The sequence below is a fragment of the Rothia sp. LK2492 genome (assembly GCF_040946345.1).
Lineage (GTDB): Bacteria > Actinomycetota > Actinomycetes > Actinomycetales > Micrococcaceae > Rothia > Rothia endophytica.
Window position 1 is genome coordinate 320,324 of sequence record NZ_JAYWLX010000002.1, and the last position, 20,950, is coordinate 341,273.

Annotated in this window: 17 protein-coding genes; 14 read left to right on the plus strand and 3 right to left on the minus strand. The window is 57.7% G+C overall.

Annotated elements, in window-relative coordinates:
• Nucleotides 1-74: 74 nt before the first annotated feature.
• Complete coding sequence (locus VVR27_RS03630; protein ID WP_368547104.1) at nt 75-1,406, plus strand: M16 family metallopeptidase; 1,332 nt, start codon at nt 75-77, stop codon at nt 1,404-1,406.
• Nucleotides 1,407-1,411: 5 nt separating this feature from the next.
• Here VVR27_RS03630 and VVR27_RS03635 read toward each other — a convergent pair whose 3' ends face one another.
• A complete protein-coding gene (locus VVR27_RS03635) occupies nt 1,412-3,352 on the minus strand; it encodes an acyltransferase family protein (RefSeq protein ID WP_368547105.1) in 1,941 nt (646 codons plus the stop codon).
• 309 nt (nt 3,353-3,661) lie between these two features.
• On the opposite strand from VVR27_RS03635, the gene dapB reads away from it, so the two are divergent.
• The 11 genes from dapB (at nt 3,662) to VVR27_RS03690 (ending at nt 15,865) form a co-directional block, all read left to right on the plus strand.
• Nucleotides 3,662-4,417, plus strand: coding sequence for a 4-hydroxy-tetrahydrodipicolinate reductase (gene dapB, locus VVR27_RS03640; protein ID WP_368547106.1), 756 nt, complete (start codon nt 3,662-3,664; stop codon nt 4,415-4,417).
• Nucleotides 4,410-5,033 (plus strand): hypothetical protein, encoded by a 624-nt coding sequence (locus VVR27_RS03645; protein ID WP_368547107.1) that lies wholly within the window; start codon nt 4,410-4,412, stop codon nt 5,031-5,033. The genes dapB and VVR27_RS03645 overlap by 8 nt, the downstream gene beginning before the upstream one ends.
• Nucleotides 5,034-5,135: 102 nt before the next feature.
• Nucleotides 5,136-6,056 (plus strand): 4-hydroxy-tetrahydrodipicolinate synthase, encoded by a 921-nt coding sequence (dapA, locus tag VVR27_RS03650; protein ID WP_368547108.1) that lies wholly within the window; start codon nt 5,136-5,138, stop codon nt 6,054-6,056.
• A 101-nt stretch (nt 6,057-6,157) separates the two neighbouring features.
• Nucleotides 6,158-7,876: a ribonuclease J gene (locus VVR27_RS03655; protein ID WP_346872818.1), complete on the plus strand. Its 1,719-nt coding sequence runs from the start codon at nt 6,158-6,160 to the stop codon at nt 7,874-7,876.
• Between the two features lie 95 nt (nt 7,877-7,971).
• Nucleotides 7,972-11,250, plus strand: a complete 3,279-nt coding sequence (locus VVR27_RS03660) for a DNA translocase FtsK 4TM domain-containing protein (RefSeq protein ID WP_368547109.1) — start codon at nt 7,972-7,974, stop codon at nt 11,248-11,250.
• 51 nt (nt 11,251-11,301) lie between these two features.
• On the plus strand, nt 11,302-11,907 hold the full coding sequence (gene pgsA, locus VVR27_RS03665) for a CDP-diacylglycerol--glycerol-3-phosphate 3-phosphatidyltransferase (protein ID WP_345445900.1): 606 nt from the start codon (nt 11,302-11,304) through the stop codon (nt 11,905-11,907).
• Complete coding sequence (locus VVR27_RS03670; protein WP_368547110.1) at nt 11,907-12,410, plus strand: CinA family protein; 504 nt, start codon at nt 11,907-11,909, stop codon at nt 12,408-12,410. The genes pgsA and VVR27_RS03670 overlap by 1 nt, the downstream gene beginning before the upstream one ends.
• Nucleotides 12,411-12,671: 261 nt before the next feature.
• Nucleotides 12,672-13,121 carry a helix-turn-helix transcriptional regulator gene (locus VVR27_RS03675; RefSeq protein WP_346872822.1) on the plus strand — a complete coding sequence of 150 codons (450 nt, stop codon included), beginning with the start codon at nt 12,672-12,674 and terminating at the stop codon, nt 13,119-13,121.
• Between the two features lie 72 nt (nt 13,122-13,193).
• Entirely contained in the window at nt 13,194-13,415 is a 222-nt protein-coding gene (locus VVR27_RS03680) for a DUF3046 domain-containing protein (protein WP_368547111.1), read from the plus strand.
• A 213-nt stretch (nt 13,416-13,628) separates the two neighbouring features.
• Complete coding sequence (recA, locus tag VVR27_RS03685; protein ID WP_346872824.1) at nt 13,629-14,729, plus strand: recombinase RecA; 1,101 nt, start codon at nt 13,629-13,631, stop codon at nt 14,727-14,729.
• A gap of 125 nt (nt 14,730-14,854) precedes the next feature.
• A complete protein-coding gene (locus tag VVR27_RS03690) occupies nt 14,855-15,865 on the plus strand; it encodes a regulatory protein RecX (RefSeq protein ID WP_368547112.1) in 1,011 nt (336 codons plus the stop codon).
• A gap of 75 nt (nt 15,866-15,940) precedes the next feature.
• Here VVR27_RS03690 and VVR27_RS03695 read toward each other — a convergent pair whose 3' ends face one another.
• A complete protein-coding gene (locus VVR27_RS03695; protein WP_345445890.1) occupies nt 15,941-17,164 on the minus strand; it encodes an amino acid permease in 1,224 nt (407 codons plus the stop codon).
• Nucleotides 17,165-17,252: 88 nt separating this feature from the next.
• Nucleotides 17,253-18,380, minus strand: a complete 1,128-nt coding sequence (locus VVR27_RS03700) for a hypothetical protein (RefSeq protein ID WP_368547113.1) — start codon at nt 18,378-18,380, stop codon at nt 17,253-17,255.
• Nucleotides 18,381-18,415: 35 nt separating this feature from the next.
• Here VVR27_RS03700 and miaB point away from each other — a divergent pair, with 35 nt between their 5' ends.
• The gene (miaB, locus tag VVR27_RS03705; protein WP_368547114.1) at nt 18,416-19,930 is read left to right on the plus strand and encodes a tRNA (N6-isopentenyl adenosine(37)-C2)-methylthiotransferase MiaB; all 1,515 of its coding nucleotides are present in this window, start codon (nt 18,416-18,418) and stop codon (nt 19,928-19,930) included.
• Nucleotides 19,927-20,931: a tRNA (adenosine(37)-N6)-dimethylallyltransferase MiaA gene (miaA, locus tag VVR27_RS03710; protein WP_368547115.1), complete on the plus strand. Its 1,005-nt coding sequence runs from the start codon at nt 19,927-19,929 to the stop codon at nt 20,929-20,931. Before miaB ends, miaA begins: the two co-directional genes overlap by 4 nt.
• Nucleotides 20,932-20,950: the final 19 nt, after the last annotated feature.

Here is a 20,950-nt window from a genome sequence, read left to right on the forward strand (position 1 = left end):
CACCCGTTGGGGTTTTAAAGCCTGCAAAAGGGTATATTGAACTAAAAGCCCAAAGATTTAGACCAGAGAGACCTATGCCCGTCCTTCTTCCCACCTCCCTCACCCAGCTCACCGATGAGCTCAACTACCATACCGGCAAGCTCATTCACGCTGGTGGCGGCGGCAACGATGTTCGCCGTAGCATTTTACCCGGCGGTGTGCGCGTGATTACCGAGCGCATGCCCTCCCAGCGTTCTGTTTCAATTGGCTTTTGGGTAGGGGTTGGCTCACGCGATGAAGCCCCCGGTATGCTGGGCTCCACTCACTTCCTTGAACACCTGCTTTTTAAGGGCACCGGCCAGCGTACCGCACTTGATATTGCCCACGCCTTTGACAGGGTGGGCGGCGAATCCAACGCGCTCACCGCTAAAGAGCACACCTGCTACTACGCACGAGTGTTGGACGAGGACGTCTCCATGGCCATTGACGTCATCGCCGATATGGTGACCGGCGCTGTCATTGACCCCGAACTGCTGGAGCAAGAGCGCGGCGTCATCCTCGAAGAAATTGCCATGGACCAGGACGATCCCACCGACGTTGCCTTTGAGTCATTCATCGAGCAGCTCATGGGAACCCACCCGCTGGGACGCCCCATCGGGGGTACCCCGCAAGAAATCACCGATGTCTCCCGCGAAGCGGTGTGGGACCACTACAAAAAGTTCTACACCCCCGACCGGTTAGTTATTTCTGCCGCAGGTAGTCTCAACCACGGCGAAATCGTCAAACTGGTCATGGAATCACTGGCCCAGCGCGGCTGGGACTTGAACGAGGGCACCGCCCCGGCACCCCGCCGCGAGCGCCTGCGCGCTGAGATCACCCCGGGCGCTGAGAGTCTGACCCTGGAGAAGAATTTTGAGCAGACCAACATTGTGATGGGTTGCCCCGGTTTGATAGCAGGAGATGATCGCCGTTTTGCTATGAGTGTGCTCAACAGCGCCCTGGGCGGCGGCATGTCTTCGCGTCTTTTCCAGGAGATTCGCGAGAAGCGCGGTCTGGCCTATTCGACCTTCTCTTTCTCTGGCTCTTACTCAGATGCGGGCTACTTCGGTATGTACGCTGGTTGCCTGCCAGCTAAAGCAGAGCAGGTGACTGAGCTGATGCAGAAGACCTTTGACGATCTTGCACGCGATGGGCTGACCGCTGATGAACTGGAGAAGGTCATTGGCCAGCTGGGTGGGTCAACCATACTGGGCAGTGAAGACGCCGGTAGCCGTATGAGCCGCCTGGGTAGGGCTGAGCTAGATTCGGGTCGCTTTATGAGCCTAGATGAGCTCCTTGAAGGTGTCCGCGCTGTCACCCTTGATGATGTTCAAGATCTTGCCCGCTACCTGGCACAGCAGACCTGGGTAACAACGGTTGTCAAATAAAATCCCTACTGGCCCTGGACGTGTTCCGGGGCCAGAGTGCTGTGGGCCAGGCTAGCTTCTGCCTGCTGGACGGCGTCCGCAATAATCTGGGCATAGACTTCAAGGCCCTGCCCGTGCGGGTGCACGCCGTCTGACACCAGGTATTCCGGGTGACCTTCACTGGCTGCCTGCCAGTCGGCGATGCTCACCGTGTCAGGGTGAGCTGCGGCAAAGGAGCGAATTGCCTGGTTGGAGGGCTCAATCCAGGGCAGGCTATCAGGGCCTCGGCCCGTCACAAGAACCAGCCGGCGCTTGCCATCTGCTACGACCGTTTCGTAGAGCTCCTCAAGTTCTTCAGTCGAGAAAGTGGAATTGGCAGTCACCGAAAGCACCACCACCGTGGGTAGCGTACCTTCGTTTGCCTGCTGCTTGATTAGGGGTATGGCCTTACTGCTGGTGCGGGAAACTTCCCCGTCAATAGCTGCATGAGGGAGCATGTTTGCCAGCTCACCGGCGGCGGCCAGCGTTACCGAGTCACCCACCACACTTACCCCGTCTGGAATTGCAAGGGCAGTGGGCGTCTCAGCCGGTTGCTGGTCCTCTGGGGCAGAAGTAATCGGCTGTTGCTGGTGTTGATCTTGGGCAGCCTGGCCGGCAGCAATGAGAGCCTGGGCCTGCGTCATGTTCGGTGCTGTACGTACAGCAAAAACCGTTGCAATGAGAGCTAAACAGGTCAGCACCGCAGCGGCCACGGGCACCACTTTGCCGGTGCGAGCAAATATAGCGGTCAGCCATGAACTCAGAGCCCCGTGGAAGCCTAGAGCGCGAACCGGTTGTTCCACATAGATGTAAGAGGCACCGGCGCAGAGCAGAGTGAGTAGCAGGACGACGGCATTGACCCAGGGAGAGCTGACGGGGCCAAATATATAGTGGGCCAGCACCATCAGCGGCCAGTGCCAAAGATAAATACCGTAAGATCTCTGACCCACCCAGACGAGAGGGGGAAAGGAGAGCAGAGCGCGAAAAGCACCTGAGGTGCCGCCCCGGACATCCGGTAGGAGCGCCTGAATCATTCCCAAACCCAAGAGGGAACCGGCAAGAAGCCCCCAGGGCATCAAAAGACCCGGGTTAGCGTCAGAAAGGGTGAGGGCCAAGGGTACTACGAGCAGGAGGGACACCCAGCCCGTTACCTGGCGGATCCAACCCTGAGCGCCGTTGCCGTAACCGACGATGGGGTAGAGACGTTCGTCTGCCGGCGGGTACATGGACCAGGGCAGTAGCATAGCGAGTAGTACGCCCACCATCAGGCCGTAGAGGTGGGTATCGGTGCCGTAGTAAAGGCGGGTAGCTGATGCGCCCAGCGCCCCTAGGATGAGCGTGAGTAGCAGGGAGAGTGTACCCAAAATCGCCGGGACCAGTGAACGCTGCCACCACTTGGCGGTAAACATGAAGACAAAGACCATGATGACCGGCCAGAAGAAATAGAACTGTTCCTCAACAGCCAGGGACCAGAAATTGGTCATGAGTTCGGGGGATGTCTGGGTGAAGTAGTCGTTACCTGCCCTAATGAGCAGCCAGTTAGAGGAGTAGGTGAAGGCACCCAAAATTTGGCGCCCCAGACCCACCTGCGCGTCCCCGCCCACGATCAGGGCCACCGTGGAGATAAAGAGCACCAGCACAGCGACGGCCGGGATAAGACGGCGCAGACGCCGCACCCAGAAAGCAACGATGTTCATCTTGCCGGTATAAGCACCCTCGCGCAGGAGCAAGGCGGTAATCAGATAGCCGGAGATAACGAAGAAGATATCAACACCGATCATGCCTCCGGGCAGAGCTTGGGGCCAGAAATGGTAGACCACCACCAGTAGCACGGCGATGGCTCGTATACCGTCGAGCCCGCGCAGCACAAATTTTCTCTGCCCTTCGTGCGGGTGCACGGCAGAATAAAAGACGTGGTCTTCTTTCACCGAAAAGGTCCTCTGGTTTTATTAGGGGGAGATGTGCAGGCGCACCTCACCAGTTTAGGGGGTAGAAGCCTAAAAAGCAGGGCGCGTAGAACCTATCCGGTAGGGGTGTTCTGCCATACCCGGTCAGCCGAGTTTCGTATGATGAAACAGCCTCCACCGCGTGGGGAAACTGTATGCGCTGGTGAAAGTGTCTTTTATGAAGTGACCCCCTGCGCCGGGCAAGGGTTTTCGCTAGAGTGGTAGGCAGTAGTAGCGTCCCACTGAGCGCTACACATAAGTACTCGGGTTGCTGGGAGACAGGGCAGGTAAATGAGCAAGATATGGAAGGTTGCTGTAATCGGTGCAGCTGGCCGTATGGGGTCAGAAGCCGTAGCAGCGGTGAATCAAGCTGATGATATGGAGCTGGTAGCGGCCCTGGGCAACGGAGATTCCCTTGAACTCCTGGTGGAATATAGCGCAGAAGTCATGATTGACCTGACCGTTCCTGCTGTCACTGAGCAGAACGTCCGCTTCGCAGTAGAGCACGATATTCACGCCGTAGTAGGCACCACCGGCTGGGACCAGGAACGCCTCAGCAACCTTGAAACCCTCCTCAATGAGCACCCCAGCGTTGGTGTACTCATTGCCCCTAACTTTGCGATCGGCTCCATTTTGGCCACCGAATTCGCTGCCAAAGCTGCCCGCTTCTTTGAATCGGTAGAAGTTATTGAGATGCACCACCCCAATAAGGTGGACGCCCCGAGCGGTACCGCTGTGCACACCGCCCAGAAAATTGCCGAATCCCGAGCTGCCGCTGGTGTCGGGCCTTCACCCGACGCGACCGAAACCGACCCTGATGGTTCGCGCGGTGCCGTGGTCGATGGCGTCAACGTGCACGCCGTGCGTCTGCGCGGGCTGACCGCCCACCAAGAAATCCTGCTGGGAGATGCTGGCCAGCAGCTGGTCATCCGCCACGACTCCTTTGACCGCACTAGCTTCATGCCCGGCGTCCTGCTAGGCGTGCGCCAGGTAGCTGAGAACCCCGGCCTCTCAGTGGGCCTTGACCGGTACCTTAACCTTGACTAGCGCAACCCCCAGCACCTCACTCCGGCTCTTTAGCGCTGGCACTATTGCCCTGGCTGTGCTCACCGTGCTCATTCTTCCCCTGAGCTGGGGCACCAAACTCTTCCTGCTCACGGTAGGTGTCTTCTGCGCTGTCTTCATCGCGGTGGATGCCGGAGGCCGAGGCAAAATCTTTGCAGCTCTAATCACCGGGGCGCTCGCCCTCTACCTGGCGCTGACCGTGCAGCGCGGGCTGATCTTTATTGAACACGCTGGGACAGTGGGGCTAGTTCTGGGTCTTGCCCTCATCGTCCTGCCGATTCTGGGTGTCTGGTCCATCGTCCGGGAAATTACCTTTGGCGCCCGCACCCAAAAACTGGGTGAAGAACTGGCGCAGGCCGGTGAGCTTCCAGAAGACCACCTACCCCGCAGCGCTTCGGGGCGGATCGATCGGGCAGCTGCCGATGAACAGTTCACTCAGTACGCCGGCGCGGTAGAAAATGATGGGGGCAGCTGGAAGAACTGGTTCAAACTATCTTTAGCCTACGACGCTTCAGGCGACCGCAAACGTGCCCGAAAGTCCATGCGCACCGCCATTGACCTTTACCGGGGTAAAACACCCCAGAACCTCACCGTCTAGAGAATTTCAACCGATCACACGGGTAGCACCGGGGGAGCAAGCTCACACGAGATGGGCTACTTTCTAGGGACTAGCCCCAGCACATAAGGTAACGTATTAACTATGTCTGAGACTGCAAACACCACCTCACCCATCTTTGGTCGACTGCTGACCGCTATGGTCACCCCTTTCACCGAGTCTGGTGACGTTGACGAGAAAGCCACAGCGGCTCTTGCCCAAAACCTTGTGGACCGCGGTCATGACGGTCTCATCGTCTGTGGCACGACCGGCGAATACTCCACCATGACCGATGAAGAAAATGAGAACGTTTTCCGCATCGTCAAAGAGGCAGTGGGGGAGCGGGCCCACATCGTGGCCGGCGTGGGCTCTAACGACACTAACCACACTCTTCACCTGGCCTCCCGCGCCGAAGCAGTTGGTGTAGACGGCCTGCTGGTGGTAACCCCCTATTACAACAAGCCCACTCAGACTGGACTTGAAGCCCACTTCCGCACCGTAGCTGATGCCGTCAAAACCCCCGTTATGCTCTATGACATTCCCGGGCGAGCTGGCATTCCCATTACTCCTGCGGTCTACCGTTCACTGGCTAGCCACGAGAACATTGTGGCTGTTAAGGACGCTAAGGCAGACTTCACCGCAGCCACCGAGGTCATGGAAACCACCGACCTGCAGTACTACTCCGGTGATGATGGTCTGACCCTGCCCTGGATGGCGGTGGGAGCTGTCGGTCTGGTCGGTGTGACCAGCCACGTGGCTCCCGAGGCCTTCCGCCAGCTCATCGACGCGACCGTTGCAGGAGACCTTGCGACAGCTCAGAAGCTGCACCTTGAACTGGCACCGGTAATTCGCGCTGCTATGAGCCGTGTGCCCGGTTGTGTAGCTGCCAAGCAGATTCTCTCTTGGCAGGGAATTCTAGATTCTCCGGCCGTGCGTCTACCGCACGTGCTAGCAACCGATGAAGAAACGGCACTCATGCGGGCAGACCTTGAAGGTTCTACCATCGCTTCAACACTCATCCGTTAAAGACGTTACAAGGGGTTAGCGGGCTTACCTAAGACACTAGGTTTTAGGCAGGCCCGCTTTGCCCGTAGAAAATACAAAAAGAAAAGTAAGAAAGAGAGACTATGGCTCAAACTGTTACTAGTCCCCATATGCCGCCCAAGCTCAAGAAGGACACCCTGCGCGTTGTGCCGCTCGGTGGTCTGGGTGAAGTAGGCCGTAATATGACCGTTTACGAGATCAACGGTAAGCTCCTCATCGTTGACTGCGGCGTGCTCTTCCCCGAAGAGTCCCAGCCCGGTGTTGACCTGATTCTGCCGGACCTCAACTACATCAAGGACCGCCTAGATGACGTGGTAGCTGTGGTGCTGACCCACGGCCACGAAGACCACATCGGCGCTGTTCCTTACCTGTTGCGTCGCCGCCCCGACATCCCCCTGGTGGGCTCACAGCTGACACTGGCCTTGGTAGAGGCTAAGCTGCAAGAACACCGCATCAAGCCCTACACCATGGATGTAGTCGAGGGGCAGATTGAGAAAATCGGCCCCTTCGAGTGCGAATTCGTTGCCGTTAATCACTCCATTCCCGATGCCATGGCAGTCTTCATTCGCACCGTTGCGGGTAACACCCTGCACACCGGTGACTTCAAGATGGATCAGCTACCCCTGGACGGCCGCATTACCGACCTGCGCCACTTCGCGCGTCTGGGTGAAGAAGGTGTTGACCTCTTCTTGCCCGACTCAACCAACGCTGAAGTTCCCGGCTTCACCCCGACCGAAAAGCACATTGGCCCGGTGATTTCCAACGTCATCCGTGACGCCAAGAAACGCGTCATCGTGGCTTCCTTCTCCTCTCACGTACACCGCGTACAGCAGGTGCTGGACGCCGCCGAAGAACGGGGCCGTAAGGTCGTGCTAGTGGGCCGCTCGATGGTCCGTAATATGACCATCGCTGAAAAGCTGGGTTACCTGACCGTGCCCAAGGGCCTCCTGATTGACCTCAAGAAGGTTGATGACTACCGCCCCGACCAAATCGTCATGATGTGTACCGGCTCCCAGGGTGAGCCCATGGCTGCGCTCTCTCGCATGGCTAACGGCGATCATAAGATTCAGATTGAACCCGATGACACCGTCATTCTGGCGTCCTCTTTGATCCCCGGTAACGAGACCTCTGTCTACCGCGTGATCAACGGCCTGATGAAGTTGGGTGCTAACGTGGTGCACAAGGGTAACGCTAAGGTTCACGTTTCAGGGCACGCAGCAGCGGGCGAACTGCTCTACTGCTACAACATCCTGCGCCCCCGCAACGTCATGCCCGTGCACGGCGAAGTTCGCCACCTGCAGGCCAACGGCAAGCTAGCCGTTGAAACCGGTATCAAGGAAGACCGCGTGCTGATCTGTGACTCCGGCACCGTGGTTGACCTCAAGGACGGCTTGGCGAATATCGTGGGTCAGGTACCCTGCGAATATGTTTATGTTGACGGCAAATCCGTAGGCCATGTAACCGAAGATGACCTCAAGGACCGCCGCGTCCTGGGCGAAGAAGGCTTCGTGTCCATCGTGACCGTTATCGACCGCGCCACCAAGCGTGTTGTGACCGGGCCGGACATCCACGCCCGCGGTATCGCTGAAAATGATTCCGTCTTTGATGACATCACCCCCAAAATCACTGCGGCTCTTGAAGATGCCTTACACCGTGCACCTGAGCGTGTGCATACCGTGCACCAGCTGCAGCAGATTGTCCGCCGCACTATGGGAGCCTGGGTGGCCCGCCGCCTGCGCCGCAAGCCTATGATTGTGCCTGTGGTGATTGAAACCAACACCCCTGAAGCCCGCAAAGGCTAACACAAAAGCTATCTAGCGTAGCTATGGTGCGAAGCTCCTCCACACCGGAGCTTCGCACCTCTTGCCCTATCACCCCACGAAACTGTACTGGAAGAATGGCTCCGAGAAACTCACGATCGAGCAAATCAGCACCCCGTTCAAACGGTTCCCGCGCGAGCGCGTCCAAACGCGCGTCCGCTCGGAAGGGCAACCGCAGAACCGCTGCACCCCAAGAGAGCAACGCCCTGGTGCGTGCCCTGGTAGGGGCGTGGCAGGGCCTTGCCTTCACCGTGGGTGGAGCCGTGCGCCGTATGGGCGCCCTACGCACCGATATTGAGCTGCACGAACGCAGGGACGGCGGAGCCCTCTTGATTCTGGCTATCGGCCTTCTCACTGCTGCTGTGGAGTGGTGGGGTTGGCGTGCTGACGCCAACGCCGACCTGGCCTGGTACGAATGGCCCCTGAACATCTGGCACATTATTGTTGGTGGTCTTTTCGGCCAGGGGTCACTGCTCATTCCCATTTTGTGCTTTATCTTTGCCATCCGTATCTTCCGGCACCCCTTGGAGGTTCGGGAGAATAACCGTATTGCCTTGGGCTTTACCATCATGACCGTTTCGGCTTCAATGATGGGCGCCAAGGTAGCTGATTACCCCACCTTCTCTGATTCCTTTGAACATTTCTGGGGCGGCGGCGGTACTGTTGGCGTACTCATCGGCACCCCTGCCAACCGTATCGTGGGCGGGGTTACCGCCCTGGAATGGATTCTCATTAGCCTGGTTTTTCTGGCCGGGTTCCTGGTCGCTACTCGCACCCCTCTTCGTCAGGTCTGGCCCAGGACAGTTCACATCTTTGGGGTTCTGCTGGGGGAGCACCACCATCACGCTTCGTCCTCAGCCGGTTCTCGTGCTACCTCACGCACTGCTGACGATCAGCCCACCAAAGTCTTTGATGAGGGTGAGCATGACCGCTCCTACCTCTATGACGGTGACTACGAAGAGTCACCGGCACCCCAGCGTCGCGGCGGTTTGCTCGCTTGGTTGGGCTTTGGTCAGCAGCCAGCGGTAGACACGCGCCTCGATGCTTATGATGGGGATGAAGCTTACCGCGGTGCTCTATTTGAGGAGCCTGTTGCAGATACGGCACCGGTGGCTCAGGCTGCCAGCGGTCAGCAGAGCTCAACCGTTGCTTCTACCCGCCCGTCGTCTGTTGATGCCTTTGATGTTGAAGCTCCACGCAAGCAAACCCGCAGCGAAAAGAAGGCAGCTAAGAAAGCCGCTAAGCAACGTGCGGAGCTCTTCGACCAGGGGGCCTGGGCTGAGACCCCAGCAGGCGAGCCCGGTTCTGGTACTTCTGATGCCCCAGCTCAGCGCCTGGATGAGACCCGCCGAGCAGCTGCCCAGCGCGGCAACCTGACCGAGACGCTCACCGAGCCTGAAGAAGCCTCTGAGGGTAAAGCTCAAGTTCAGGGCGAAGCCGGTGCTGTGGTGGCCCCTCGCACCCACACCATACCTCGTCCCTCATCTCATAAGAGCGCGGCTACCGGTGGTGCCCTAGGCGCTAGCCTGGCTAGCGCTGCCGCTGGAGTAGCGGGAGGCACCGCCTCAGCCAGCGGAGCAGCGAGCCCCACAACCCCAAAATCTTCAGCACCCGCTCCTTCGGCGCCAGCTGCTCCCGCGGCGTCCGCGCCCAATGCTACGCGTGGCGCTGAGCGCGCTTCCCGCATTCAAAACAGCACCCGCGTGGAGTTATCTGAGCAACCCCGTGAAGCTCAGGTGGTTGAAGCCGCCGGGCGCGACTACACCCTACCCGCAGAAAACATGCTGGAAGCGGGCCCTCCGGCCAAGGAGAGCAGCGAGGTCAATGAGCAGGTCGTTGACGCTCTGACCAATGTCTTGCAGCAGTTCAACGTAGACGCTGAAGTGACCGGCTTCTCTCGTGGCCCCACCGTTACCCGCTATGAAATTGAACTGGGCGCTGGTACCAAGGTAGAGCGCGTTACAGCCCTGTCCAAGAACATCTCTTACGCCGTAGCATCGGCCGATGTGCGCATTCTTTCGCCCATTCCGGGCAAGAGCGCTATCGGCATCGAAATCCCCAACACCGACCGTGAAATCGTGGTGCTGGGCGATGTGCTGCGCTCGGCTAAAGCTCACGCCACCGATCACCCCATGGTAATGGGCGTTGGTAAAGACGTCGAGGGCGGCTTCGTGATTGCCAACCTGGCCAAGATGCCCCACATGCTGGTCGCAGGCGCTACCGGTGCCGGTAAGTCCTCCTTCGTGAACTCCATGATTACCTCCATTCTTATGCGTTCAACCCCTGACCAGGTGCGCCTGGTCATGGTGGACCCCAAGCGCGTGGAGCTCACCGCCTACGAGGGCATCCCGCACCTAATTACTCCCATCATCACCAACCCCAAGAAGGCAGCCGAAGCACTGCAGTGGGTGGTCCGCGAAATGGACGCCCGCTACGACGACCTCGCCCACTACGGCTACAAGCACATGGACGATTTCAACAAGGCAGTCAAGGCAGGCAAGATTCAGCCCGAACCTGGCTCCAAGCGTAAAATCAAGGCCTACCCTTACCTGCTGGTGATTGTGGACGAGCTCGCGGACCTCATGATGGTTGCCCCGCGTGATGTTGAAGAGTCCATCGTGCGTATCACCCAGCTGGCGCGCGCCGCCGGTATTCACCTGGTTCTAGCTACCCAGCGTCCTTCAGTGGATGTCGTCACCGGCCTCATTAAGGCGAACGTGCCCTCCCGCATGGCTTTTGCTACCTCATCGGTCACCGACTCCCGCGTGGTGCTGGATCAGCCCGGCGCTGAGAAGCTGATTGGCCAGGGCGACGCCCTCTTCCTGCCCATGGGCGCCTCTAAACCCATGCGTGTACAGGGTGCCTGGGTCTCTGAATCTGAGATTCACGAGGTGGTAGAGCACGTCAAAACTCAGATGCCGGTTTCCTACCGCGATGATGTGGTGGCTGCCGCTCCTTCGAAGAAGATTGCCGATGATATTGGTGATGACCTCGATGACCTACTACGCGCCGCCGAACTGGTAGTTAACACCCAGTTCGGTTCAACCTCCATGCTGCAGCGCAAGCTTCGCGTGGGCTTCGCTAAGGCAGGCCGTCTCATGGACCTTCTTGAATCCCGCGAAATCGTTGGCCCCTCTGAGGGGTCAAAGGCACGTGATGTGCTGGTTCAGCCTGATGACCTGCCGGATGTACTGGCTAAACTGCGCGGTGAAGATCCCCCCGCTTTGGCCGAAGACTACGATGACCCCTACGCTGGTGACCCCGTGGGCACGATGAACGCGGGCGTCCCTGAAACCGTTGATGATTACGACGGAGATGATGGCGATGAGGACGCCTGGAGCCTTACCGGGCGATAATAGAAGTACCCGACACCGCCAGTGACCATTTACGTAAGGACGTGATACGAGATGGCAGAACAAACAGCTACCACCTCATCTAACTGGAACCTTCCCAATGCTTTGACCGCTCTGCGTATTGTCATGGTGCCCCTCTTTATCTGGCTGCTTTTGGCTGGTGGTCAGCACGGTGAAACCGATATGGGCTTGCGTTGGTGGGCTGTTGCTGTCTTCATCATCGCTATGATCACGGACTGGCTGGACGGGTATCTGGCTCGCTCCCGCAATCTGATTACCAGCTTTGGCAAGATTGCTGACCCTATTGCCGACAAACTTCTTACGGGGGCGGCTTTCGTGGTTCTCTCTCTGCTGGGGGAGCTGTGGTGGTGGGTCACCATCGTGATTCTGGTGCGTGAATGGGGCATTACCGTGATGCGTCTTTTCATCATCAAATACGGAGTTATGGCAGCGTCCAAGGGTGGCAAGATGAAGACCGTTCTGCAGACGGTAGCACTGGTGCTCATGATTATGCCTTTGGGGCAGCTGGGTACCTGGGCACTATGGCCGGGCTGGATTGCTATGGCAGCCGTCGTGGTGATTACCGTGGTGACCGGCATTGATTACGTTATCAAGGCAGTGCAGCTGCGCCGGGACTACTTAGCAACTCAGGGGCGCTAATGCTGTCACGTGAGCAAGACCTTGAACTAGCCGCAGCCAGGCTGGTGGCAGCGGCTTCGCTGAGAGGGGTGACGTTGGCTACCGCTGAGTCTCTTACAGGTGGCTTGCTGGGGCAGCTTATTTGCTCGGTTCCTGGGGCCTCTGCTGTTTACCGAGGCGGAGTTATTTCCTATGCTTCGGAGGTGAAGGCGTCGGTGTTGGGAGTCCCCGTTGGTCTGCTAGCTAGTAGAGGCGCAGTTGACCCAGAGGTAGCCCAACACATGGCACAGGGTACCGCCCGGGTCTGCGGGGCGGACTATGGTGTTTCCACAACGGGCGCTGCTGGGCCCGAGCCCTGGGACGGTAAACCCGTTGGCCGAGTCTATCTAGCTGTGGCTGGTGATGGGCAGGTCTTTTCAGTTGAAAAAAACTACGCAGGTGATCGCCAGAGCATACGCCAACAGGCAGCTCGCGATGCGCTGGTGCTCCTGGCAGATGCTCTTGAGGATGAGCTACCCAGCTAGGGCGCCTGTATAGGTGGGGTTTGACGGCAAGCCCTACCATAAGCTGTTAACCTAATTCCCAGTAAGTCTTCAGATAAATTTCGGGAAAACGGGGAATGAAAGCACAGGCTATTGGGTTTCAATAGATGTAACAGGAAAAGGTCGTAAGTATACGAAATATTCTTGATTTCAGCTGACTGCGCAGATTGAGTGCGCTAGGCTGAATAACAACCAGCTTTTGAATCTATCAAAAGAAGATACCCATAGGAGATAGGTATAAAAATGACGAAGCAGCCCGTATCCGTGAACGGTGTCGTCCGTTGGAAGGATGTGGGTCAGACAGAGAATGCTGCCCCAGTCCACGAGACCGGCAAGGTTATCCTTCTGCGTCACGCCATCGGCGAAGTTCTGCGCGATGTTCGCCAGCGCCAGGGCCGCACCCTCCGCGAAGTTTCACATTCAGCTCGAGTATCACTGGGCTACCTCAGCGAGGTTGAGCGCGGTCAGAAAGAAGCCTCATCAGAGCTTCTTGCTTCCATCTGCCAGGCACTCAATATCACGCTTTCAGCTATGCTGGCCGAAGTTTCCGCCCGCATGGCAACTGAAGAAGGTTTCTCGGTGCCTGATACTGTTCCCGCTGAATTTTCAGAGCAGTTCAAGCGCGAATACGGCATTGCAGCTACCTCTAGCCGCGACATCCCCGCTGTAGAGCGCCCCGTAGCGGCTCGCTAAGAAATCTAGAGAAGAGGAGCTGGACCCGCAGAAGGGTTCAGCTCTTTTTTATTCAGTTATGCAAAGGCAACTATGAAGCTCAGTGAATTTTGGGTAGCGATGGAGCATGAATTTGGGTCAGCCTATGCCCGGCATCTTGCGAGAGACCTGGTGCCGGGAGACTTTGGCGATCTGACGGTTGAGCAGGCATTAGCCGCCGGTAAGGACGTGCGCGCAGTGTGGCTTGCCGTCTGCCGCATCCAAGACTTACCTGAAGAGCGGTGGCTGGGCCCCGACGCGGCGCAGCGTGCCTAGACGAGCAAATCACTAGAACACTTTCGTACATAATAGAAAATATGTTCGAATGTGTGTAGAATGTGTACACATGAAGCTTAAACGCTGACACATTGAACGGTTATCCACAGATTTTCAGAAAATATACCGAGACTCCCTAAAGTGTCAGCCACAGGTATTACCGTGGTGACCAGAGGAAAACACTCCGCCACGATAAGAGACGAGGAAACGTAGATGGCAGCTAAAACCCGAATGCAAACAGTGAGCCAGGTGCCCGCCGAAGGCCGAGAAAAAGCACTTGAAGCTGTACTTGCGCAGATCGATAAGAACTATGGTAAAGGCTCAGTCATGCGACTGGGTGACCGTGAGACCCCTAAGGTTGACACCATTTCAACCGGTGCTCTCGCTCTGGATGCCGCCCTGGGTATCGGAGGTCTGCCCCGTGGCCGCGTCGTAGAAATCTACGGCCCTGAATCATCGGGTAAAACCACCGTTGCTCTTCACGCTGTTGCCAGCGTCCAGAAGGAGGGCGGCATCGCCGCTTTCATCGACGCCGAGCACGCTCTTGACCCTGTTTACGCAGCTAAGTTGGGCGTTGATACTGACTCCCTGCTGGTCTCCCAGCCGGACACCGGTGAGCAGGCCCTTGAGATTATGGATATGCTGGTGGGCTCCGGCTCGGTCGATATTATCGTTATTGACTCCGTGGCTGCTCTGGTGCCCCGCGCTGAAATCGAAGGTGAAATGGGTGACTCCCACGTGGGTCTGCAGGCTCGCCTGATGTCCCAGGCGCTGCGTAAGATTACCGGCCGTCTTGCTTCAACCAACACCACAGCAATCTTTATCAACCAGCTGCGCGAAAAGATCGGTGTCTTCTTCGGCTCACCTGAAACCACCACCGGTGGTAAGGCACTCAAGTTCTACGCTTCGGTCCGTATTGACATCCGCCGTATTGAGACACTCAAAGACGGCGCTAACCCCATCGGTAACCGCACTCGTGCCAAAATCGTCAAAAACAAGATGGCGCCCCCCTTCAAACAGGCTGAATTCGACATCCTCTACGGCGAAGGCATTTCGGTAGAAGGTGGCATCCTGGACCTGGCGGTAGACCACAACGTGGTCAAGAAGTCCGGTGCCTGGTTCACCTATGAGGGTGACCAGCTGGGCCAGGGTAAAGAAAACGTTCGCCGCTTCCTCAAAGACAACCCTGAGCTCTGTGAGGAAATTAAGTACAAGACCATGGTCAAGCTCGGCATCGTAGAAGCGGATGAAGAGCCTGAGGAAGTAGCTAGCGACTCGGTTGATCCGCTGGATGATATTTCAGAGAACTTCTAGCTAGCAAGTTCTCCACCCTATCTCTTCAGAAGCTCTCCACCTAGGGTAGTGAGGGCCGGTTGAGACAGAGCAAGCCGCTCTTCCCTCTGGGGAGGGCGGCTTCGCTCATATGAGAAAGTAGAAGCATGCAGAGTAGCAATTTTTCAGAAGAGACCTTTCTACAGCCAGAGGAGTACCCTGCTTGGCACCCGGCTGCCCGGGGAATAGCACAGGATCTTCCCCATGAAAACGGGGTTGATGCCGCGACCTCTGCACCTGCGACCCCTTACACCGGCAAAAACCTGCCGGTGGAGCCTATCGGGCAGCAACAGCGTCCAGCTTCGACCGGTTCTGTTTCGGGTACTAACCGCTACACCAAGCGTCGCAATCCCCACCATAAGAAGGGATTCCGCCGCCCGCCAGCAAAATATGCTGCTGCTTCACCGTTTGCACCCGCTATTGGGGCAGCCAGCGCCGGGGAGCCAGACGTTCAACAAAAACGTCCGCGGAGCACGCCGCTCTTCCGCGAAGGCTCCGCCCTTAATGAGCCGGTCAGCGACGAAGAGATGTTGCTTCAAGGGGTTACGCCTTTATCGGAACCCGGGCAGGGGCGACGCCGCGCTAAAGAGCCTGAGAGCGAGTTCAGCCGTGCAAAGAATGCGGTGCTCAACCAGCTGGCAGCCTCCCCTAAATCCAGGTCTATGCTCTATAAGAAGCTGGTTGAGAAAGAGATTTCTGAACCTGTCATTGAAGATGTGTTGGCTCGTTGTGAAGCTGTAGGTCTTGTGAATGATGCTGAGTTTGCCGATGTCTACGTGCGCACTCGCATGAACGTAAAGAAGCTGTCTCGAAGCGCTATTCGCAGGGAACTGAAGCAAAAAGGCGTGGAGGGGGAGACCGCAGAGATTGCACTGGAACAGCGTACCGACGATGACGAACGCAATGATGCCCACGAGCTGGTGCGTAAAAAGTTGCGGCCCTCCATGGACCTCGCTGACCGCCAGGAGAAAGATAAAATCATGCGCCGCCTAGTGGCTATGCTGGCGCGGAAGGGCTACCCGTCGGGGCTGGCTTTCAGTGTGGTCAAGCAAGAAATTGAGACGTATATGGAAGAGAACGGCATAGAGAACTCAAGTTCGAGAAGCTATTACGACTAAAAACCAAGGGCGCCGCTCGCACTTGTTAGTGCAAGCGGCGCCCTCGTGCTGTATCAGTGACTGCGGTAAAGGTTTCTAAGCCCAGCCGGTGGGAAGCAGACCGAAGATGGCAGCCAGGGAGTAGATGAACGCGACCATATAGGTGACGATGAGCAGGCCCTGAATGAGGGGGTGAGCCTGCCAGGTGACCGCCCAGACTGGCTGTAGCTCACCCTTCTTGCGGGCAGCATGTAACATGAGCACCGGCAGAATAGACATAGCAGCACCGGCAAAGCCGCCAGCGTAGCTGAGTGCCGAGACGAAGCCACCTAGGCCCGCGAGAGAAATCGCTAGAGGCGGCACAACGGTCAGAAGCACAGCGATGAGACGCTTGCGGCTTTTCTCGTTCCAATGGGCGATATCTAAGATGTTGCGCATCGCGGTGTAGCCAATTGCAACAAAAGAAGTGAACATGGCGAGGAGCGCGAAGATGTTAGCGAGGTAGTAAGCAACAGGTCCTAGAGCTTCACCCCAGGAGAGGGTGACTACTTCTGAGACATTGTCGCCCAGCAAACCGAGTGCCACAAAGGGAACCAAAGCCAGGGTGAAGCCTGTGGCCGCCATGCCACCCACGAGAGCGGTGGGGATAGCGCGAGGGTTGGTATCGCCTAGGCCACGCACTAATTCAGGTACGACGTACTGGGCCATAAAGGTGAAGACCGCCAGGTTCATGATGGGGATGATGAAGAAGGGGTGTAGCACTAGTAGGTTTTCGAAGGTGATACCGGGGCCCAGAATGGTCCAGAGCGAAAGAGCAAGGATGATGGCTGCCATGCCGGTAGTGATAAGGCCCTCGACCAAGCCTGTAGCGTGCAAACCCTTGTACATGATGAAGGAGCCCGCCAAGAAGAAGAGGAGGCTCCCGGCCAGTGGAGGAAGCCCGGTGAGATTGCTCAGCAGAGAACCTGAACCAGCCGCGTAGGCGATGAGCGCCCCAATGCTGTTGACCATGATGGCAGCGAAGATAATCCATCGGCCTGTCTGGCCCAAGTATTTTTCTGCAAGGCCTGAAAGCTGCAGGGGCTCTTTGGTGCGCTGGGAAACCTCGGCAATGTACATCATGGAAAAGGTGGTGAGCAGGCCCGCGATGGCCAGGGCAATGGCGAGCGCTAAGAAGCCGCCGTTTCGGGCGGCGTAGGGCAGGCTGAGAATACCGGCGCCAATATTGGTGCCGAAGATGAGTGCGATACCCTGCAGGACGCTCAGGGTGGGGGCAGGGCGCTGGTAGGCAGCTCCGTTGGAGGTGACGCTATGAGGCATAGGTTAGCTTTCGAGAGAGGGCAGGTGTGTTTTATTTTAGATTGTACGGGGAGAATTTTAGTCTCCGAGTGGTCAGCGGTGTGGTGGATCAGTTTGATGCTGTTCGCGAGTTGCCGGCTTGTTCGGCGCGAATGCCTTGAATAGTTAGCAACGCGGCTTCCACCTCTGGCAAGCTGGTCAATTCTTCTACGGTGGGGATGCCGGGGTAGATGTGCTGTGCCAGCATAAGGGCTGCCTCCTGAAGCTGTCTTTCGTTCAGGTAGGTGGTCAGTGATGGGCCTGGTGTTGAGGGGAAGCCTAAGAGAACTTCAGCAATGAGCAGGGCGGGGTGATGCCATGCGCTACCCTCAGCATCTAGCGCCCTGACTGCTAGGTTCCCCGTGCTCAGGGCAGGGGTCTGGGCAAGGGGTTGGGCAACGGATAAGACCACATTGAGAGGCGAGAAGTCTCCACTGGTTAACACCGCCTGGTGGGGGCTGACTGCCAAAAGGGTCTCGAGGTTACCCTTTACACGCGCAAGTTGGTCTGCAGGCAGATCACCGCTAACCACCATTCGCTCTAGCCCTTTGAGCACCAAAGCGGGGGAAGCGAGTGAACCGGGGCTGCTTGCTATGGGGTCAGCTAGCGCCAGCTGCTGCCTGAACCCTTCAATCACCTTCTGCTGGGCAGGGGAGCGGAGCACTGCCGTCCACAGGTCTAGGTAAGCTCGCAGAGCTAAAGCAGCCTGCTGAGACCCCTGGGCCATGAGTTCAGCGCAGCTTTTCAGTTCGCTGGACGCACCTGAAGCTAGGTCTTCCATCATGAGGGTGCGGCGGCCATCATCGGATGCACGTAGCTGCGGGTAGACACCGGGCACCAGCTCACCTAAGGCGGCTAAACCGTGCTTTTCCCTCAGGTAACCAAAGCCCCCAGAATTACTAGCAGCATCGCGACGGCGGAAAAACTTGACGATGCGGCTGCTCGTAGCGCTCGCGGTGCCGCCCGGGGAAGTATCCGAGCTTTCGAAGACCAGGCGCAAAACCACCGACCGCATACCGGCTGACAAAATCTCTACCGCGCCCACCCGGCATCCTGATGTCTGTTCAGCGAAATCAAGCATGGCGGCCGCTAGGCGCGCAAAAGCAGCCGAGGTCACCGGTGACTCAGTGCTGGACGGAGTGTAGGCGTCAGCGGCAGCCGCTATCAGTGCGGCGAAGCGAGGGGATGAAGCTGACATGGTCACCATTATCGCCTATCTAGTACCCTAGAGAAGTGAGTATTGACGTATCAGTAGTGAAGCCAGAAGAAACAACCACAACCCGCACCTACGAGGTGCGCACGTTTGGTTGTCAGATGAACGTACACGATTCAGAGCGCATGAGCGGTCTGCTGGAGTCCAGCGGCTATGTGCCTGCTGAGGACGGCGAGCGCGCTGACCTGGTGGTTTTTAACACCTGCGCGGTACGTGAGAACGCCGATAACAAGCTCTACGGCAACCTGGGCATGCTCAAGCAAGTCAAAGACGTTCACACCGATATGCAGATTGCTGTGGGGGGCTGTCTGGCGCAGAAGGACCAAAACACCATTATTGAGAAGGCTCCCTGGGTCGATGTGGTCTTCGGTACCCATAATATTGGCTCACTTCCCACCCTGCTTGAACGTGCTCGCCACAATAACAAAGCTGAGGCTGAGCTGCTGGAATCCCTTGAGGTTTTCCCCTCAACCCTGCCCACCAAACGCGATAAGGTCTACTCCGGCTGGGTCTCTATCTCGGTGGGCTGTAACAATACCTGCACCTTCTGCATTGTGCCCTCCCTGCGCGGTAAGGAACAGGACCGCCGCCCCGGCGAGATCTTGGCTGAGGTGCAGGCACTGGTAGACGACGGCGCTATTGAGGTCACTCTGCTGGGCCAGAACGTGAATTCCTACGGTGTAGGCTTTGGCGACCGCCAGGCTTTTTCTAAGCTTCTGCGGGCCTGCGGTGAGATTGAGGGTCTAGAACGCGTGCGTTTTACCAGCCCTCACCCTGCCATGTTCACCGATGACGTCATTGACGCAATGGCAGAGACCCCTAACGTCATGCCTGTGCTGCATATGCCTATGCAGTCCGGTTCGGATAAGGTGCTCAAAGATATGAAGCGTTCCTACCGCTCCAAGAAGTTCTTGGGGATTCTGGAGAAGGTGCGCGAGCGCATCCCTGAGGCTGTTATTACCACCGATATCATTGTGGGCTTCCCCGGTGAAACTGAAGAAGACTTCGCTGAGACTCTGCGCGTGGTTGAAGAGTCACGCTTCTCCTCGGCTTTTACTTTCCAGTACTCGATCCGCCCCGGCACCCCGGCTGCTACCATGCCTCACCAGGTACCCAAGGCTGTGGTGCAGGAACGGTATGAGCGCCTGACTGCCCTGCAGGACCGCATTGCCGGTGAAGAGAACCGTAAGCAGATGGACAAGACCGTTGAGCTCATGGTCACCGCTGAATCAGGGCGCAAGGCTGAGCAGACCCACCGACTTTCTGGCCGTGCCCGAGATCAGCGTCTGGTGCACTTCTCTGTGCCTACCGGTTGCGAAATACCCCGTCCCGGTGACCTGGTCACCCTACCTATCACCGAAGCCGGTTCTTTCCACCTGATTTCAGACCCGGACGCCAGCCAGTACTCGGTGCGCCGCTCGCGTGCAGGGGATGCCTGGGACCGAGCACAGGCTGATTCGTGTGGTACCGGCACCACCCAGGTTACTGGCTCCCCGGTATCTTTGGGTTTCCCAACCATCGTGAAGCGCTCATGACATCTTCCGCTGATGTAACCGCTGAGCTGGCGCACGCCACTGTCGCGGGTGCTCTGCCGGTCATTGCCATCGTCGGCCCAACGGGTAGCGGCAAGTCTGATCTTGCTATCGACCTGGCCTTAACCCTAGGGGGGGAGTGCATCAACGCTGATTCCATGCAGTTTTACCGCGGTATGGACATCGGCACCGCTAAAGTTACCGCTGAGGAAATGCGCGGGGTGCCCCACCACATGCTGGATATTTTGGACGTCACCGAGGAAGCTTCGGTCGCCGTTTTTCAGCAGCAGGTGCGTCAGAGGATTGCTGAAATTCAGGGCCGTGGCCGTTATCCCATCGTGGTGGGCGGCTCTGGTCTCTACGTACGAGCAGCTCTAGATGTGCTGGAGTTCCCAGATACGGACCCAGCTGTACGTGCTGCCCTGGAAGATGAACTCAAAGCCAAGGGCCCCGGTGTTTTACACGCCCGGCTGCTGCAGGTAGACCCTGAATCAGCGGCACGGGTCAAGGACGACCGCCGGCTGGTGCGAGCCTTGGAGGTCTACCAGGTGACCGGTCGGCCCTTTTCGTCCTTTATGCCTACCCGTCAGTATGTCCAGCCTTCCCTGCAAATTGGTCTTAACGGAGACCGGGCACAGCTGCACGAACGCCTGCATGAGCGGGTGGTTCTCATGGAAAAGGCCGGTCTGTTGGCTGAAGTAGAGACACTGGAGGCACAGGGACTACGCCAGGGCAAGACGGCCTCTAGAGCTATCGGTTACCGTGAATTCTTGCGCCTTTTGGATGCTGAGCGCGGACAGTTGCCTCAGGTCGAGAAGTACACGGTGGAAGAAGCCATCGACGATACAGTGACCGCAACTCGCCAGTTCGCACGCCGGCAGATCACCTGGTTCTCGGCTGACCCTAGGGTTACCTGGCTGGGTTGGTCAGATGCTGAGAAACCCGACCGAGCGATAGAGGCTATCCGACAGTTTGAGGCTACAAGCCCCGCCCGGAGCAACTAGACTGAGGGGCAGATGAAGA

Excerpts from the sequence above, each read along its gene's own strand:
- VVR27_RS03660 (WP_368547109.1), top strand. The coding sequence starts at position 7,972 with ATGGCTCCGAGAAACTCACGATCGAGCAAATCAGCACCCCGTTCAAAC.
- miaA (WP_368547115.1), top strand. The coding sequence starts at position 19,927 with ATGACATCTTCCGCTGATGTAACCGCTGAGCTGGCGCACGCCACTGTC.
- dapA (WP_368547108.1), top strand. The coding sequence starts at position 5,136 with ATGTCTGAGACTGCAAACACCACCTCACCCATCTTTGGTCGACTGCTG.
- VVR27_RS03690 (WP_368547112.1), top strand. The coding sequence starts at position 14,855 with ATGCAGAGTAGCAATTTTTCAGAAGAGACCTTTCTACAGCCAGAGGAG.
- recA (WP_346872824.1), top strand. The coding sequence starts at position 13,629 with ATGGCAGCTAAAACCCGAATGCAAACAGTGAGCCAGGTGCCCGCCGAA.
- VVR27_RS03675 (WP_346872822.1), top strand. The coding sequence starts at position 12,672 with ATGACGAAGCAGCCCGTATCCGTGAACGGTGTCGTCCGTTGGAAGGAT.
- VVR27_RS03680 (WP_368547111.1), top strand. The coding sequence starts at position 13,194 with ATGAAGCTCAGTGAATTTTGGGTAGCGATGGAGCATGAATTTGGGTCA.
- VVR27_RS03695 (WP_345445890.1), bottom strand. The coding sequence starts at position 17,164 with ATGCCTCATAGCGTCACCTCCAACGGAGCTGCCTACCAGCGCCCTGCC.
- VVR27_RS03630 (WP_368547104.1), top strand. The coding sequence starts at position 75 with ATGCCCGTCCTTCTTCCCACCTCCCTCACCCAGCTCACCGATGAGCTC.
- VVR27_RS03670 (WP_368547110.1), top strand. The coding sequence starts at position 11,907 with ATGCTGTCACGTGAGCAAGACCTTGAACTAGCCGCAGCCAGGCTGGTG.
- pgsA (WP_345445900.1), top strand. The coding sequence starts at position 11,302 with ATGGCAGAACAAACAGCTACCACCTCATCTAACTGGAACCTTCCCAAT.
- dapB (WP_368547106.1), top strand. The coding sequence starts at position 3,662 with ATGAGCAAGATATGGAAGGTTGCTGTAATCGGTGCAGCTGGCCGTATG.
- VVR27_RS03655 (WP_346872818.1), top strand. The coding sequence starts at position 6,158 with ATGGCTCAAACTGTTACTAGTCCCCATATGCCGCCCAAGCTCAAGAAG.
- VVR27_RS03700 (WP_368547113.1), bottom strand. The coding sequence starts at position 18,380 with ATGTCAGCTTCATCCCCTCGCTTCGCCGCACTGATAGCGGCTGCCGCT.